The following is a 14,429-nucleotide window of genomic DNA, read 5'->3' on the forward strand; positions in this document are numbered from 1 at the left end:
CGCAGTCGCGGTTGGGGATGTTGTAGACCACCAGGATCGGGATCTTCCCGGCCGCCGCGGCCGCGCCGACGAACGAGCTGATCTCCGAGCGCACCGCGGAGGTGTTGGTGGTGGTGTACCACCGGGCCTGCGGCACCGAGGCGATCCGGTCCCGGATCACCGGGGTGCGGGAGTCGCCGGGGTTGGCCGCGACCCACCGCGCGCTCGAACTGGAGGGGTCGACGTAGAACTCGGAATCGGCGGCGTGAGCGGTCGTGCCGCCGCCCACCGCCAGTGCCGCGACCCCGACCACGGCCGAGAGGACGGACGTGGCGCGCTTGCCCCGCTTCATCGGATCTCCTTTCCCGGTGCGGGTCGTGCGTGGTGGACGAGCAGGCGCGCTCAGCGCCGCGCCGCTTCCGCGACGGCGCTCGGCGGGGTGCTCTGGAACTGCGAGAAGAACTTCCAGACCTCGCCCTTGGTCCAGGTCCTGGCGCCGTTCTCGCAGTTGCACCCGTCCACCGGGCCGGGGGTGTGACCGCCGTCGAACGCGGCCCACACCACGGGGTACCCGGCCCGACAACCGGTGTACGCGGTGACGATGTGGGTCAGGCTGCCCGAGGTCGGTTCGCGCGGTGTGGTGGCCGCGCAGCCGTTGTTCCGGACGAACCTGTCGCGCAGCGACCGCCCCTGGGAGATGTTGAGCACCGTGTCGCCGATGCCGTGGATGCCGAGGTAGGCGATGGGTTGCGACCCCCCGTTGCAGCCGCTGAGCTGCGCGCCCGCGAACACCGCCACCGCCCGGAAGACGTTCGCCCTGCCGCACGCCAGCGAGTAGCTCATGCCGCCGCCGTAGCTGAAGCCGGTCGCGAAGCGCAGCGTGGTGTCGACGCACAGAGCGGCGTCGATCCGGGTGATCATGTCGTCGACGAACCTGGTGTCCTCGTCGCCGGTGTTGGGCCAGGCGTTGTTGAGCCCTTGGGGCGCCACGAGGATCGCGCTGTTGGCGGACAGCTCCTGCTGACCGTAGTAGGCCCACGAGGCGCCGCTGCTGCCGCCCGTGGCGACCTCGTTCGCCGTGCCGCCCCACCAGTGGAAGGCGAAGATCAGCCGGTAGGGACGGGCGTTGTCGTAGTTGTCGGGGACTTTCAGGACGAAGTTGCGGCTCTTGCCGCCGCTCTGGATCGTGTGCGTGCCGCTGGTCAGGCCGGGGGCCTTGCCGCACCCGGCGGTCGACGCGGCGGCGCCGACGCCGGTGGTCGACGAGGTGGCCGACGCGGTGTCCGCGAGGGCACCGCTCACCGCCGTGCCGGTCGTGGTCGAGACCACGAACGCCGCGGCGGCGACGGCCCCCGCTAAGGACCTGTGCCTCATCATTGGACTCCTTCGGTGGGTCAGCAGGTGGAATTGGTCTGGGTCAGCAGTCCCAGCCGCCAGGGCAGCCGGTTGTACTCGCCGTCCGCACCGGGATCCAGCCCCTGGTAGAGGTAGCGCAGGTTGCAGGGGCTGATCTCCATGGTCTGGTCGACGTTGGTGCGCACCACCTCGCCGTGGCTGATGTCGCGGGTCCAGGCGCCGTCGGGGAAGGTGACGTTGTTGGCGCGGGCGAACGGGTTGTCCTCGGTGTCGGCCAGCGCCGTCCACGGCCCGGTGATCGCCGGGGCGGTCCAGGAGCGGAACCAGCGGCGGCCGTCGGAGCCGATGGCCTCGTGGATCAGCAGGTACTGGCCGCTGCCCCGGATCTTGTAGAGGTTGGCCGCCTCGAACAGCCGGTACCTGTCCGCGTCCTGCATCGCGATGACGGTGTTGGTGAACCCGTTGGGGAACTGCGAGAGGCTGGTCTCCGACCGGTACAGGTGACCGTTGTCGTCACTGGAGAACAGGTAGCACTTGGCGCTGTCGCAGATGTTCCAGAAGTCGACCCAGTAGCCGTCGCCGATGTTGTCCTGGATGATCTTCGGCATGCCGTCCGCGTAGAAGTTCTTCGGCGCGGACCACCCCTGCGGGTTGGCGATGTCGCGGTTGGTCGAGTAGGAGGCGTTCGAACCGGTCTGGTAGATCAGGTACCACAGCCGTTGCGGGGCGAAGTAGAACACCTGCGGCGCGGCCTTGTAGCCGCCGCCGATGGCGGTGCGGTCCAGGTAGTGGTGCGTCGCCGACGACGCCTGCGACCAGTCGGCGAAGCTGGTGTACATCAGGTTGTAGCCGTCGGTGTAGGTCGAGGCGAACACGTGGTAGCGGCCGTTGTGGTAGACGACGCTCGGGTCCTTCACCGCCACGTTCGGGTGTGTCGCGTCGGGTTTCGGGCTGATCAGGATGCCGCTGGAGGACCACCGGAAGCTGCTGGGCAACGAGCCCGCCGCCTGCCGGGGCGCGGTGGTTGTCGTGGTGCTCACCCCTTCGGTGCACGGCGTGCTGTTGGAGTCGCCTTGCCACCGCGCGGGCGCCGCGTGGGCGACCGAGCACTCCGCGGCGGCGGAGGCGGGCGTCACCACCGCTGTGAGCGCGGAGACCGCCGCGAGGGGCACGACGACCGCGACGGCGAGCCTGGACCGCCGCGACGGGAGATGCCGTAGCAGAGACATGGTCATCCTTCATCGGTGGATCGGGTGGTCGCGGACCTGTGCGGGCGGCACGACGCGCACCGGACCGGCGCGGTCACGGCGTCACAGGTCGGGTGGGAACCCGCCTCGCCCTCAGCGGGGGCGGGCGCGGTTCGGCGCGGTTGGTGCCGCTGGAGTTCGTCGCATCGGTGTTCCCATCGTCATCGTTGACGGCGGTCGCGGCGGCGGTCCTCGACCGGCGCGGGGCACGGCCCCGGCGGTGCGGTCTTGATCGCCAGTCAATGTAGCCAGTGGCGCTGCGACAGGTCAAAGCTAAAAATGTGAGCGCTAACTTTAGCTGGTTTCGGCTCGAATCGTGTCGAATGCCGTTCGATGAGGTCACATAAGGCCAGCTAGAAGCGATACAGTGCGAAGTTGCTCCGTTCAGCCCATTGAACAGCACCTTTCCTCGGAGTGGTGTTGTGAGCGTGAACAACAGCAGGTGGCGGGCAGGCCACGCGCCGAGGGGGCCAACGCGGAGAAGTCGACTACGACGCGCGCACCGCTTTGACCGACTCCCCACGCCGCAGCGGCATGGGAACGCGGTGGACGACGGGCGCGCCTCTGGGCCGCGACCGCTGCTCGGCGGCGGCGAAGAGCACCTCCACCGCCTTCGCGCCGAGCTCGTGGTGGGGCAGGGCGACGGTGGTGAGCCTGGGCCGCACCCAGGAGGCGATGGGGTGGTCGTCGAAGGACACCACGGAGACGTCGTCCGGCACGGACAGCCCGGCTTCGGCCAGCGCCTGGTAGGCGCCGAAGGCCAAGCGGTCGTTCAAGCAGAGCAGCGCCCTCGGGCGGTAGCGGCGCAAAATCTCCCCGGTGGCGCGGTAGCCGTCCTCGGGCATCCACTTCGGACACCAACGCGCGCTCACCTCCTCGACCCCCGCGCCGCCGAACACCTGGCGGATGCCGACCAGGCGCTCGGTCGCGGCGATGCTGTTGGGCGGCACGTCGTCCAGACCGGGGCCCGCGCCGACCAGGTGGATCCCCTCGCGGTGCCCGGCCTCGACGAGGACCTGCGCGGCGGCGCGGCCCGCGCCCACCTCGTCGGGCAGCACCACGGGCAGCGACGAGCACGCCGCGGGCAGGGCGTTGAGCAGCACCGCCGGACCTCGGTCCAGCCCCTCGGGCACGCCGACCACCCTGGTGTACATCGCGGCGAAGACGATGCCCTCGACCTGGCGGTCGCGCATCGCCTCGACCAGCGTCCGCTCCACCTCGGGATCGCCGCCGCTCTCGCCGAAGAACAGCATGAAGTCCCGCTGGTGCGCGGCTTCCAGCGCGCCCCTGATCATGGCGCCCGCCAGCAGCGAGGAGGCGACGGTGTCGGACAGGAACCCGATCGTCCGCGAGCGCCCGGCGCGCAGGCCGACCGAGAGGGTCTTGCGCCGGTACCCCAACTCCTGGGCGGTCGAGCGCACCCGGCGCTCGACCTCTTCGGAGATGCGCAGGTCCCTGCCGCGGCCCGCCAGCACGAGGGAGACCGTCGTGGTGGAGACCCCCGTCGCCTTGGCCACGTCGGCCAGCGTGACACGTCGTCGACCCACCGCGGTCCTCCGTCCTCAATGGACGCCCGCCGGGCAAGCAGCGGGTCGCACCACATCGAAACCACCGGATGCTAACAAGTTCCCGCTGGTGCGCGGGAGAACCAGCTGGTGCCGGACGCGCCGCGGCTACCGGTCGGCGCGATCCGCGGCGGCCAGGTGGTCGCGCAGCCGCGCGTGCCGGAACTGGTAGACCCCGCCCGCCTGCCTGAGCACGCCCCGCTGGTGCGCGTCGGCCAGGAAGGCCATCACGGCCCAGGGCAGGCGCCCGGTCAGCGGGAGCCACAGCCGGGCGAGCAGCCACGGCCCCCATGACGTGACGAACAGCGCCCAGATCAGCATGCCCAGCACGGCCAGGGTCAGGAAGCCCGCGAACCACAACCCACTGGTGAACACCACGTCGAAGGGCACGCCGAACGCGGGCTCGAAGGCGATGCGCATCATCAGCCAGAACACCGCCGCCCCACCCACCCCCGCCACGAGTCCCTGCCGCAGCGCGGTGCGCCGGTCGGTGCGCAGGAACTCGGCCGGACTGGTGATCTCGGTGGGTTCGACCGGGGCGCCCAGGGCGTGGACGAAGGCGACCACGGACCACACGCCGAAGCCGGCGAGCAGACCCGCGGCGAGGCCCACCGGGACGACGTTCCCGCCCCGGCCGAAGACCGACGCCGTGAGCCCGAACAGAACACCGCCGCTGGTCCAGACGGCGAGCCAGGCCGCCGTGTGCTTGCTCCGCAGGCCGCGGGCGAGCTGCCCGGCGATGTGGCGGAGTCGACCGCGCAGCCGCAACCGCAGGCGGGCGGGCGACGGGCGGATGCCGCGGCCCTGCCCGACGATCGCACCCCCGACCGCGCCGCAGACCACGCCCGCCACCAGCGTCGCGATCACCCACGCGCGCTGTCCGGCGGGATCGGGCCAACGCCCCGCCCACACGGCGAAGCCCGTGCCGAGCCAGGTGGCCGCCGTGATCACCAGCCCGGCCGTGACGCCCACGACGACTCGGGGCACCGCCAGCACGAACCGCCACCAGGCGATGTCGTGGGTTCCGCTGCGGTGCAGGTGGTGGGCCAGGAACCGCAGGTGCCCCGCCACCCGCGACGTGCCCGCGCCCGACGCGCGGCCGGAGTACACGGCGGGCAGGAACCCGGCGAGCAGGCGGTCCTCGATCACCTCGCGGGTCGTCCGGGAGTCCCGCCCGTCCAGGGCGAGCAGTTGCGCCGGGTCGGCGTCGGTGTCGCTGAACATCGTCCTGGCCATGGCGACCATGAGCGGCGTCGAGAGCACTTCCGCCAGCGCGCTGCCGGTGCCCGACCGCCGCAGGTGCTCCAGGACCGGGTGCCACTTCGTGCGGGAACCGCTCAGCTTGCGCGTCGTGAGCGGCAGGTAGCGGTCGAGGTCGTCGACCGTCAGCGCCTCCAGCCGCACGACCGCCGCCGCGGTCAGCACGTCCGAGGCCGCGACCGCTTCGCGGAACTCGCGCGGCCTGCTGGTCAGCAGGAACTGCTCCCCAGGGCGCACCTCGGCGTTGATCCTGGTGATCACCTCACCGCGCAGGCCCTCGGTGACCTCGTCCAGGCCGTCGAGGACCGGCAGCACGCGCCGGGTGGCGAGCAACCGCGCGGCTAGGGTGCCGTCCGCGCCGTCGGATCGCGCGAGCACCGGGTAGTTGGTGACGAGCTGCTCGGCGAGCCAGTCGCGCAGGGGCACCAGCGCCGGGTTCCAGGACCCCAGCGGGAAGATCACCGGCACGGGCTCCCCGGTCGCGCGCTCGCGCTCCTCCAGCAGCGTCAGGGCGAACCTGGAGGTCAGGACGGTCTTGCCCGAGCCCGCTTCGCCCAGCACCACCAGCCGTCGCGACGGCACCCGGCGGAACGCGTCGACGACGTGGTCGCCCCGGCCGTCGAGGACCAGGGGCGTGCCGTCGTCGGGGGTGCCGTTGATGTTCTGCCAGTGGTCGGCCACGTCCTCCTCGGCGTTCACCCACCGGAACGGCAGCGGGAACGGGTCGTGCACGTGCCGGATCTGCTCCTCCGACTCCCACTGCCTGCGCACCGCGTCCGCGATGACGTCCGCCACGGCGTCGAGCCGGTCCGCCGAGCCCTCCGGCACCGCGGTGCGCCGCGCCTGGCTGACCGAGAAGTAAGCGGTGTAGAGGGTGACCGGCAGGCTGAGCACGGCGATCACCATGCTGACCACGCTGGCGATCTTGTCGCCCCGCTCCAGCCCTCCTTCGGCCAGCAGCAGCACCAGGCTGGTCACCACCGCCGAGCAGAACGCCAAGCCGCTGAGGGCAGCCACCACTCGCCTGGCGGATAACCGCTGCACTCGCCTCAACCCACTCTCCCGGATCAACGCCCCGCAGATCATGGCGCATCGGCGCGCCCTCGTGTGGCGCGCAGCGCCAATCCGCCGACGAGTCGATCACGCGATCGCCCCGGAACCGCTCGCCCGCCCCTGACCGCCCGGACCTACCGGTCAGGTGGGCCGCGGCGCCGCGGCGGGCGCGGGCAGCGGGGCCAGCACGGGGTTGTGGGCCCGCTGGTAGATCACCGAGCTGCGGAAGCTGACGATCTCGCGCCGCTTGCTCAGCCGGTCGACGAGGAAGGCGTGCAGGTGGTCGAGGTCCTGGACGGCCACGTGCAGGAGGAAGTCGTCCCCACCCGCGAGCACGAAGACGGTGAGCACCTCGGGCATCCCGCCGACGGAGTCCTTGAAGGTGTCGATCACCGCTCGGCTGAGGGGACGGACCTGGACCGCGATGAAGGCCTGGACACCGCGGTTGAGGGCGACCAGGTCGATTTCGGCGTGGTAGCCGCGGATGACCCCGCGGCGGGTCAGGGCGCGAACGCGCTCCAGGCAGGTCGACGGGGCGATGCCCAGCTTGCGCGCCAGCTCCCGGTTGGACTGCCGCGCATCCGACTGCAAGTGCTCGATGATCGCCGAATCAAGTTCGTCCATCCGGCCATCTTCCCATGGGTTCCGATCACTTGATCGGAAGTGAAACCGGTCAGCCGTCCGAATGGCTAGTTTTAGAGCTGATCACCGGCTCTTTGGAGGGGGTACCGGTCGCTTCGCCGGCCAAGGTGGTTCTGGCGGTCCGCTCGGGCCCCGACGTGGGCGGGTGTCGAACCCGCACCCCGTTCCGGCGCCCAGCGCCTGCCGCTGCTCGGTTCGGGCACGTGACGCCCGGACCCGCTCCTCCCCCGCGAGTCCACACCCAGGAAGAGGACCTCATGACCGCGCCAGTGCCCGCCCACCGGCCCGCCGCTGCCGCCGCGCGGCCGCTCACCGCCGAGCGCGTCCGGATCGAACGCGGTCGGCGTTCGGGGCAGACCGTCATCGTCAGCGTCGACTCGACCCGGCTCGGACCGGCGCTGGGCGGCTGTCGCGTCAAGACCTACCCGAGCTGGCGCGACGGCTTGGACGACGTGCTGCGGCTCTCGGCCGCCATGACGGAGAAGGCCGCGTTGGCCGGTCTCGACCACGGCGGGGGCAAGACCGTGGTCGCCCTGGACGGGTCGACCTCGGCCGACTGGACCGGTGCCCGGCGGGCGGACCTGCTCGCCGACGTGGCCGAGGTCGTCGAGGGCTTCGGCGGCGACTACATCATCGGCCCCGACATCGGCACCAGCCCGGAGGACATGGCCCTGCTGTGGAGCGGCACCCGGCACGTGCTGTGCCGCCCGGAGAGCGCGGGCGGCAGCGGCGACTCGTCGATCCCGACGGCGCTGGGCGTCACCAGCGCGATCGAGGCCGTGTGCGCTCACCTCTGGGCCGGTCGCGACCTGTCCACGCTGCGGTTCTCGCTCATCGGTCTGGGACACGTCGGCGCGGTCGTCGGCGATTGGCTGGCCGCGCGCGGCGCCGAGCTGACCGTGTCCGACATCGACCCCCGTCACCGGGCACTGGCCGAGCGCTGGCGAGCCACCTGGGTCACGCCGCGAGAGGCGCTGCTGCGGGAGGTCGACGTCGTCGTCCCGTGCGCGGTCGGGGGCATCCTCACCCCGGACAGCGTGGCGCGGCTGCGGTGCCGCGCCGTGGTGGGAGCGGCGAACAACCAGCTCGACCACGCCTCGACGGCGGACCTGCTGCACGAGCGCGGGGTGCTGTGGGCGCCGGACACCATCGTCAGCGCGGGCGGCATCATCGCCTCCGTGGCCAGGGAGCTGCACGGGGCCACCCGCGTCGAGGCGGAGCGGCGCGTCCGCGGCATCGGCGACCGGCTCGCGGGTGTGCTGGCGGATGCGAACACCAGGGGCACCACCCCCCTGCGGGCCGCCCGTGATCTGGTCGACCGGCGACTGCGGAACTCGTCCGGGGAACGCCCGGGCGGCCCCGCGGTCGGTTGGCCGCAGGCCGCGGCCGCACCGGATCGGCCGTGACGACCAGGAGTCGACCGCGCTCGGTCCGCGGCACGCGGAGCAGTGCCGGATCGCGGCTCACCCGGCCGCGATGAGGGCTTGGGGCGCGGCCTGCTTGATGCGGGTGCGCAGCCAGGTCAGCTGGCGGGCGGTGTCCTGCTCGCGGGAGTTGACGACGTCGAGCAGCTCCCGGTCGCGCAACCCTTGTGCGGCTTGGCCGACGACGGTCCAGGTGATGTCGGTCAGGCTGGCCAGGGTGTAGAGGTCCTGGAGGTCGCGCAGCAAGCCGACAGGACCGCCGCGGGTCGATTCCAGCCCTGCGGCGTGCAGGCGTTCGGGCTCGTCCTCGCGGTGCTCGCCGTAGCGCCGCACGACCGGGGCCAGCGCCTCGGCCTGCTGGTCGGCGAGGTCGGCGAGGACCTGGCAGGTGTGCCGCACGTCGGGTTCCTCGCCGTGGCCGCGACCGACCTCGCGGAAGGCGTCGGCCAGCGTGGTCAGCGAGGTGTGCAGCAGTCCGAGGTAAGTGGCCAGGTGCACGGTTCAGCCCTTCGGCGCGGCGTGCGGCAGCACGTTCGGGGTGCGGTCGGGGACGGGCGGCGGCGCGGGCGGGTCGGTGGGCGCCACGTCCTCGCGCACGTCGTCATCACCACGAGTCGGCACGACGCCCACCGAGTCCTGAGGGGCGGACGCGGCGGTGGTGGGCGCGGGCGCGGGGCCGGTGGCGCCTGCCAGCCTGGTCACCCGCACCGCGCTGATCTTGAACAGGGGTTGCTTGGACACCGGGTCCCACTCGGTCGGCGTCAGCTCGTTGGCCGCGCGCGCGTGCTGGTCGCCCTCGGTGTCCCAGTAGCCGTAGTGGAACGGCAGGAACACCACCCCGTCGCGGCCGCGCCCGACGCGGGCAGGAGCCTCGACGCGGCCGCGGGGTGACTCGACGCGCACCAGATCGCCCTCGGCCACGCCCAGGGCGGCGGCATCGGCGGCGGACAGCTCCACCCACGGTTCGGGCGCGGCGCGGCGCAACTGCCGGGAGCGGCCGGTCTTGGTGCGGGTGTGGAAGTGGTAGACCGTGCGCCCGGTGGTGCACAGCAGCGGGTACTCGTCGTCGGGTTGTTCCGGCGGCGGCGCGTAGTGGGCGGTCTTGAGGAACGCCCGGCCATCCGGGCGTCGCGCCTTGTACTGCTCGGCCGAGGTGGTGCCGCCGGTGAGCAGGTCGTGGCCGTAGTCCTCGCACACCTCGGGGTGGGTGGGGAACACGCCATCGGTGTAGAGCCGGTCGCACCCGTCGGGGTGCTCTTCGTTGCAGGGCCAAGGGATTCCGCTGCCAGCGCGCAGCTTGGCGTAGGACAGCCCGGTGTAGTCGCACAGCCTGCCGCGACTGCACTCCCGCCACGCCTCGAACGCGCCCTCGGGGTCGGACCACTTGATCAGCGGCGCGCCGTCGCGGTCGCGGAAGTCCATGCGGCGGGTGTAGTCCAGGAAGATGTCCAGGTCGGCGCGGGCCTCGCCGGGCGGCTCGACGGCCTTGTCCGACAGGTGCACGGTGCGGTTGACGTTGGTGAACGTGCCCTGCTTCTCACCCCACAGCGCGGCGGGCAGCACCACGTCGGCGTACTCGGCGGTCTCGGTGCGGAACCCGTCCTGCACCACCACGAACAGGTCCTTCTTCGCCAGGATCTCCCGCACGCGCGGCAGCTGCGGCAGCGACACCGCCGGGTTGGTCGCCGAGATCCACAGGAACCTGATCGAGCCCTGCTCGGCGTAGCGCCAGATCTGCATCGCGTGCGTGGGCGGGGCCCAGTGCGGGATGGTCAGCGGATCGACGTTCCACAGCCGCGCCAGCTCTCGGACGTGCTCGGGGTTGTCCCAGTTGCGGAAGCCGGGCAGGTCGCCGTCCGCGCCGCACTCGCGGGTGTTCTGGGCGGTGGGCTGGCCGTTCATCTGCAGGATGCCGCAACCCCGGCGGCCGATCAGCCCGCGCAGCAGGTGCAGGTTGTTGACCTGGCAGGCCGCCGCGGTGGCCTGGTGGGACTGGTAGAAGCCCTGCAGCACGGTGGACAGCACCCGCTCCCCGGTGCCGAAGATCCGCGCGGCCCGGCGCAGGTCGGCGGGGTCGACGCGGCAGACCCCCGCCACGTGCTCGGGCGTGTACGGCTCGACGGTGGCGGCCAGCTCGTCGAAGCCCAGCGTGTGCGCCTCGACGTAGTCGCGGTCCACCCAGCCGTTGGCGATGACCTCCCGGACCAGGCCGTTCATCAGCGCCTGGTTGGTGCCCGGCAGCGGGGCCAGGTGCACTCCCCCGGACTCCGACGCCGCCTCGGCCACCTTCGTGCGCCGGGGGTCCACCGCGACGACCACCGGCCGGTCCGGCCCCGCCAGGCGGTCCAGCACGCGGGCCCACAGCACGGTCTGGGTCTCGGCCATGTTGTGCCCGAACAGGAACAGCGCGTCGCAGGAGTCGATGTCGGTGTAGCTGCCGGGCTGGCCGTCGGAGCCGAAGCTCTCCTTCATCGCCGCCGCGGCGGTGGCGGTGCACAGCCGGGTGTTGCCGTCCATGTGCGGCGTGCCCAGTCCCGCTTTGCCGATCACCCCGAGGGTGTAGTACTCCTCCAGGAACAGCTGCCCGCTGGTGTAGAAGCCGTGCGACAGCGGCCCCGTCTCCGCCAGCAGCTCGCGGGAGCGCCGCACGACCCGGTCCATCGCGGTGTCCCAGTCGGTCTCCACCAGCCTGCCGCCCTCGCGCACCAGCGGGCGGGTCAGCCGGTCGCGACCGGCCCACTGCCACGAGCCGTACAGGCCCTTGGGGCCCAGCCGCCCGTGGTTGACCACGTCGCCCGCGCGGCCCCGCACGCCGACCATCCGCCCGTTCTTGACCGCGATGTCGCAGCCGCACCCGTTGCTGCACAGCACGCACGCCGACTGCACCCAGCGGTCGACGTCCGACTCCGCCAGCCCGGCGTCCAGGTGCAGGTCCACCCGCACCGGCCACGGGGTGTCCTTCGCGTGCGGGGTGCGGGTGCCCCAGATGTCCGCGATCCGATCCGCCATGCGTCCCTCCGTCGCCCCGGTGTGACCAGCGTGTCGGCTACCCACCGCGACGGCTGTCAACCACGCGGCCGGTGCCGGGGCCTGCGAGGGTGGTGGTGTGACCGGTGGCAGGCGGACCGGTCACGTCCGGCTCGTCCCCGCCTCAGCTGTTGCGGCCGGACAGCGCGTCGCGCAACCGGTCGATCAGGCCCGTGCCGGGGTTGAGCAGCAGGTTGGCCGGTGGCTTGTCCGGGGCCGCCGGGTGCGGCCGGGTCGGGGCGACCTTCTTGGCCGCGATCACCTTGCGCCCCAGCTCCTGCAGGTCCTCGGCCGAGCAGCGGGCCGCGAGCTGGGGCAGCAGGTCGGACTCCTCGTCCTGGATGTGGTGGCGGATCTCGCGCATGAGTTCGCCGAGCAGTTGGTCGAAGCGGGGGTCGGTGGGCTCCAGGCCCTCCAGCTCCTTCATCACCAGCTCGGCTTCGGCGTGCTCCCGCAGCTCGTGGTCGGCCACCTCGTCGCCGTTGGGCAGCACCTTCCGGGCGGCCGGGTACATGAACTGCTCCTCGGCCACCGCGTGGCGCACCAGCTGGGTGATGACGTGGTCGGCCAGGGCACGGCGGTGCTCGGGGGTGCCCTGCCCGCTCTCCAGCTCGTCGAAGACCCGCTCGACCTCCCGGTGGTCGGCGGTGATCACGCGGATCAGGTCGGTGTCGTGCTCACGCGCGGCGGTCACGGGAACCTCCTTGGGAAATCGGGTCACCGCCGTCTACCCCGTGCCGGGCCCGCCAACCAGCCGCCACCCGATCGGACCTGCCGCAGCCGCTCGACGGTGTGAGCGGGCGCCACGGCCGCTTCAGCCGATGACGGCGAGCAGGTCGCGGCAGGCGGTCTCGCACGCCCGGCACGCCTCGGCGCAGATGCGGCAGTGCTCGTGCATGTTCGCGTGCGCGCCGCACTCGTCGCCGCAGGACTTGCACGCCATCGCGCACGCCTCCAGCAGCGCCCGGCTGATGTTGGCGTCGTAACCGGTGTGCCGCGACAGCACCCGCGCGGTCGCCGCGCAGATGTCGGCGCAGTCCATGTTGGTGCGCACGCACTTGGTCAGCTCCGCCACCGAGCTCTCGCTCAGGCACGCGTCCGCGCACGCCGTGCACGCCTCGGCGCACGCGATCAGCGCGTCGATGGCCCCCGCCAGCTTCACCCGGTCCAGGGTGATCTCGGCGGGGTAGGTCTCCAGCATCGGCATCGTGGTGGTGGTCAACGCGGTCACTCCTCGTCTCGGGGCGTGCTACCGCAGCCGGACGGGTCCGGCGTCGATGGGCACGCGGAACAGGTGGTAGGGCTTGCGCCTGCGGTCCTGCCCGCCCTGGTAGTTCGCCTGGCGGTGCAGCTGGTTGGCGGTGACGTACAGGTAGCCCTCGGCCACCGACATCGTGTCCGGCCACAGCAGCCGGGGGTCGTGGGCGACGGTCTCGAACGTGCCGTCGGGCAGCCTGCGCAGCACCGCGTCGTGCTCGTAGTCGGTCAGGTACAGCCGCCCCGCGTCGTCGGTCTCCAACCCGTCGGAGCCCCCGCCCTTGTCGCCTTCGTCGACCACCTGCTCGCCCACCTCGTCGTCGGGCAGCGAGCGGTCCAGCAGCGCCTGGGTGGGCACGCTGTACCAGTGGCGCGAGGCCAGCGGGCAGTAGACCAGCCGGGTGCCGTCGGCGGTGATGGCGATGCCGTCCGCGCCCATCGACACCGGCTTCGGCTCGCCGTCGACGGGGCGCTCCAGCAACGGGGCGCCCTCCACCACCGGGCGGAAGACCTCCAGGGGCACGGCCTTGGTCGACGGGTGGTCGTGCAGCCGCCGCCACGACTCGCCGCCGGCCAGGTCGACCACGATGATCCCGTTGGGGCCCGAGCCGGCCGAGTCGGTGATGTAGGCGACGCCGGCATCGCCGCGGCGCAGGTCGAAGCGCACGTCGTTGAGGTAGGTCGTCTCCAGCGCCACCTCCGGCGGGAAGGTGATGACCCGCTCGACGGTGTCGGTGCTCAGGTCCACGCACACCAGCTTCGGCCCGCCCGGTCTCGTCGGCCGGAACAGCGGGCTGCCGGTGTCGAGCACCCACAGCCGGTCGGCGGGGTCGACCACGACGCTCTGCACCGACACGAACGCGTTCGCGTCGTCGTCCGAGGAGGGCGAGTTCCACCGCTGGTCGGGGAACGGCACCTCCCGGCCCTCGCGCAGCTCCACCACGGTCGCGGGCACCTCGTCACCCCACCGGGGGAAGTTGACGAAGATCCGGCCGCCGTGCGACACGCTCACCCCGGTCGGCATGGGACCGGTGAACTCGTGCACCACTTCCAACGCCATGCGGAAACCCCGCTTCCTCGGTCGGCTGGTGACGGAACCGCCACGTTCCGGCAACCGTCGCCGTCCCGCTGGTCCGGTACCCGCGCTCGCACCCCCGAAACGCCGATCCGCGATGTGCCGAGACGTCCTCCCTGCCCGCACAGGCACAGCGGGCCCGTACTCCCGGTCTCGCCGCTCCGCACACCGGGCCAAGCGCAGCGGCGGCAGATCCGGCCGCCGCCCTGTCCCGCTGCCCGGCCGCAGGCCCGCTGCCTGCCTGATCGGCCTGATCGGCGCGGGCCACGCCGCCTTGTGCTCACTCCGAGTCGAGTGAGTTCGTACGCATAACACTTTCGGGTGGCGACCAAACGGGTGATGATCACCGGCATGATCGTGATCATCTCCAGGGCGGGCGGCCGCGCATGACCACCCGCCGCCTGCTCGTGCTCCTGCCGCTCGTGCTCCTGCCGCTCGTGCTGCTGCTCCTGCCCGGCGCCCCGCCAGCCGGTGGCGCGGCGACCACGGCCTGGTGCCAGTCGCTGGCCGCGGGCGCGCCCGTGGTCGACGTGCTCGGCGACTC

At 72.2% G+C, this 14,429-nt stretch carries 12 protein-coding genes; 1 reads left to right on the forward strand and 11 read right to left on the reverse strand.

The genetic code is table 11. From position 1 onward, the window contains the following. From IEZ00_RS35730 to IEZ00_RS35755, 6 genes are all read right to left on the reverse strand, one after another. Positions 1-331: glycoside hydrolase family 6 protein (locus IEZ00_RS35730; protein ID WP_189227779.1), on the reverse strand; the 331-nt coding region annotated here is incomplete at its 3' end. A gap of 50 nt (positions 332-381) precedes the next feature. Continuing rightward, positions 382-1,353: a CE1 family esterase gene (locus tag IEZ00_RS35735; protein WP_306344716.1), complete on the reverse strand. Its 972-nt coding sequence runs from the start codon at positions 1,351-1,353 to the stop codon at positions 382-384. 20 nt (positions 1,354-1,373) lie between these two features. Then, positions 1,374-2,564 carry a glycoside hydrolase family 62 protein gene (locus tag IEZ00_RS35740; RefSeq protein ID WP_189227780.1) on the reverse strand — a complete coding sequence of 397 codons (1,191 nt, stop codon included), beginning with the start codon at positions 2,562-2,564 and terminating at the stop codon, positions 1,374-1,376. Positions 2,565-3,070: 506 nt separating this feature from the next. Continuing rightward, positions 3,071-4,129 (reverse strand): LacI family DNA-binding transcriptional regulator, encoded by a 1,059-nt coding sequence (locus tag IEZ00_RS35745; RefSeq protein ID WP_189227781.1) that lies wholly within the window; start codon positions 4,127-4,129, stop codon positions 3,071-3,073. A 126-nt stretch (positions 4,130-4,255) separates the two neighbouring features. After that, positions 4,256-6,424, reverse strand: coding sequence for an NACHT domain-containing protein (locus IEZ00_RS35750; protein ID WP_189227782.1), 2,169 nt, complete (start codon positions 6,422-6,424; stop codon positions 4,256-4,258). Positions 6,425-6,601: 177 nt separating this feature from the next. Continuing rightward, a complete protein-coding gene (locus IEZ00_RS35755) occupies positions 6,602-7,084 on the reverse strand; it encodes an Lrp/AsnC family transcriptional regulator (protein WP_189227783.1) in 483 nt (160 codons plus the stop codon). Positions 7,085-7,359: 275 nt separating this feature from the next. Here IEZ00_RS35755 and IEZ00_RS35760 point away from each other — a divergent pair, with 275 nt between their 5' ends. Further along, entirely contained in the window at positions 7,360-8,508 is a 1,149-nt protein-coding gene (locus IEZ00_RS35760) for a Glu/Leu/Phe/Val dehydrogenase family protein (RefSeq protein WP_189227784.1), read from the forward strand. A gap of 57 nt (positions 8,509-8,565) precedes the next feature. On the opposite strand, the gene IEZ00_RS35765 is transcribed toward IEZ00_RS35760, so the two are convergent. The 5 genes from IEZ00_RS35765 to IEZ00_RS35785 form a co-directional block, all read right to left on the reverse strand. Next, positions 8,566-9,024 carry a hypothetical protein gene (locus tag IEZ00_RS35765; RefSeq protein ID WP_189227785.1) on the reverse strand — a complete coding sequence of 153 codons (459 nt, stop codon included), beginning with the start codon at positions 9,022-9,024 and terminating at the stop codon, positions 8,566-8,568. 3 nt (positions 9,025-9,027) lie between these two features. Next, entirely contained in the window at positions 9,028-11,535 is a 2,508-nt protein-coding gene (locus tag IEZ00_RS35770; protein ID WP_189227786.1) for a molybdopterin oxidoreductase family protein, read from the reverse strand. Positions 11,536-11,677: 142 nt separating this feature from the next. Beyond that, positions 11,678-12,247, reverse strand: coding sequence for a hemerythrin domain-containing protein (locus IEZ00_RS35775; protein WP_189227787.1), 570 nt, complete (start codon positions 12,245-12,247; stop codon positions 11,678-11,680). Positions 12,248-12,367: 120 nt separating this feature from the next. After that, the gene (locus tag IEZ00_RS35780) at positions 12,368-12,775 is read right to left on the reverse strand and encodes a four-helix bundle copper-binding protein (protein WP_229796439.1); all 408 of its coding nucleotides are present in this window, start codon (positions 12,773-12,775) and stop codon (positions 12,368-12,370) included. A 27-nt stretch (positions 12,776-12,802) separates the two neighbouring features. Beyond that, positions 12,803-13,870 (reverse strand): L-dopachrome tautomerase-related protein, encoded by a 1,068-nt coding sequence (locus tag IEZ00_RS35785; RefSeq protein ID WP_189227788.1) that lies wholly within the window; start codon positions 13,868-13,870, stop codon positions 12,803-12,805. Between the last annotated feature and the right edge of the window lie 559 nt (positions 13,871-14,429).

This window comes from Saccharothrix coeruleofusca (genome assembly GCF_014648515.1).
In the GTDB taxonomy this organism is placed as follows: domain Bacteria; phylum Actinomycetota; class Actinomycetes; order Mycobacteriales; family Pseudonocardiaceae; genus Actinosynnema; species Actinosynnema coeruleofuscum.

Coding starts and splice junctions, on each gene's coding strand:
- IEZ00_RS35735 (WP_306344716.1), bottom strand. CDS start 1,353: ATGAGGCACAGGTCCTTAGCGGGGGCCGTCGCCGCCGCGGCGTTCGTG.
- IEZ00_RS35740 (WP_189227780.1), bottom strand. CDS start 2,564: ATGTCTCTGCTACGGCATCTCCCGTCGCGGCGGTCCAGGCTCGCCGTC.
- IEZ00_RS35755 (WP_189227783.1), bottom strand. CDS start 7,084: ATGGACGAACTTGATTCGGCGATCATCGAGCACTTGCAGTCGGATGCG.
- IEZ00_RS35760 (WP_189227784.1), top strand. CDS start 7,360: ATGACCGCGCCAGTGCCCGCCCACCGGCCCGCCGCTGCCGCCGCGCGG.
- IEZ00_RS35770 (WP_189227786.1), bottom strand. CDS start 11,535: ATGGCGGATCGGATCGCGGACATCTGGGGCACCCGCACCCCGCACGCG.
- IEZ00_RS35785 (WP_189227788.1), bottom strand. CDS start 13,870: ATGGCGTTGGAAGTGGTGCACGAGTTCACCGGTCCCATGCCGACCGGG.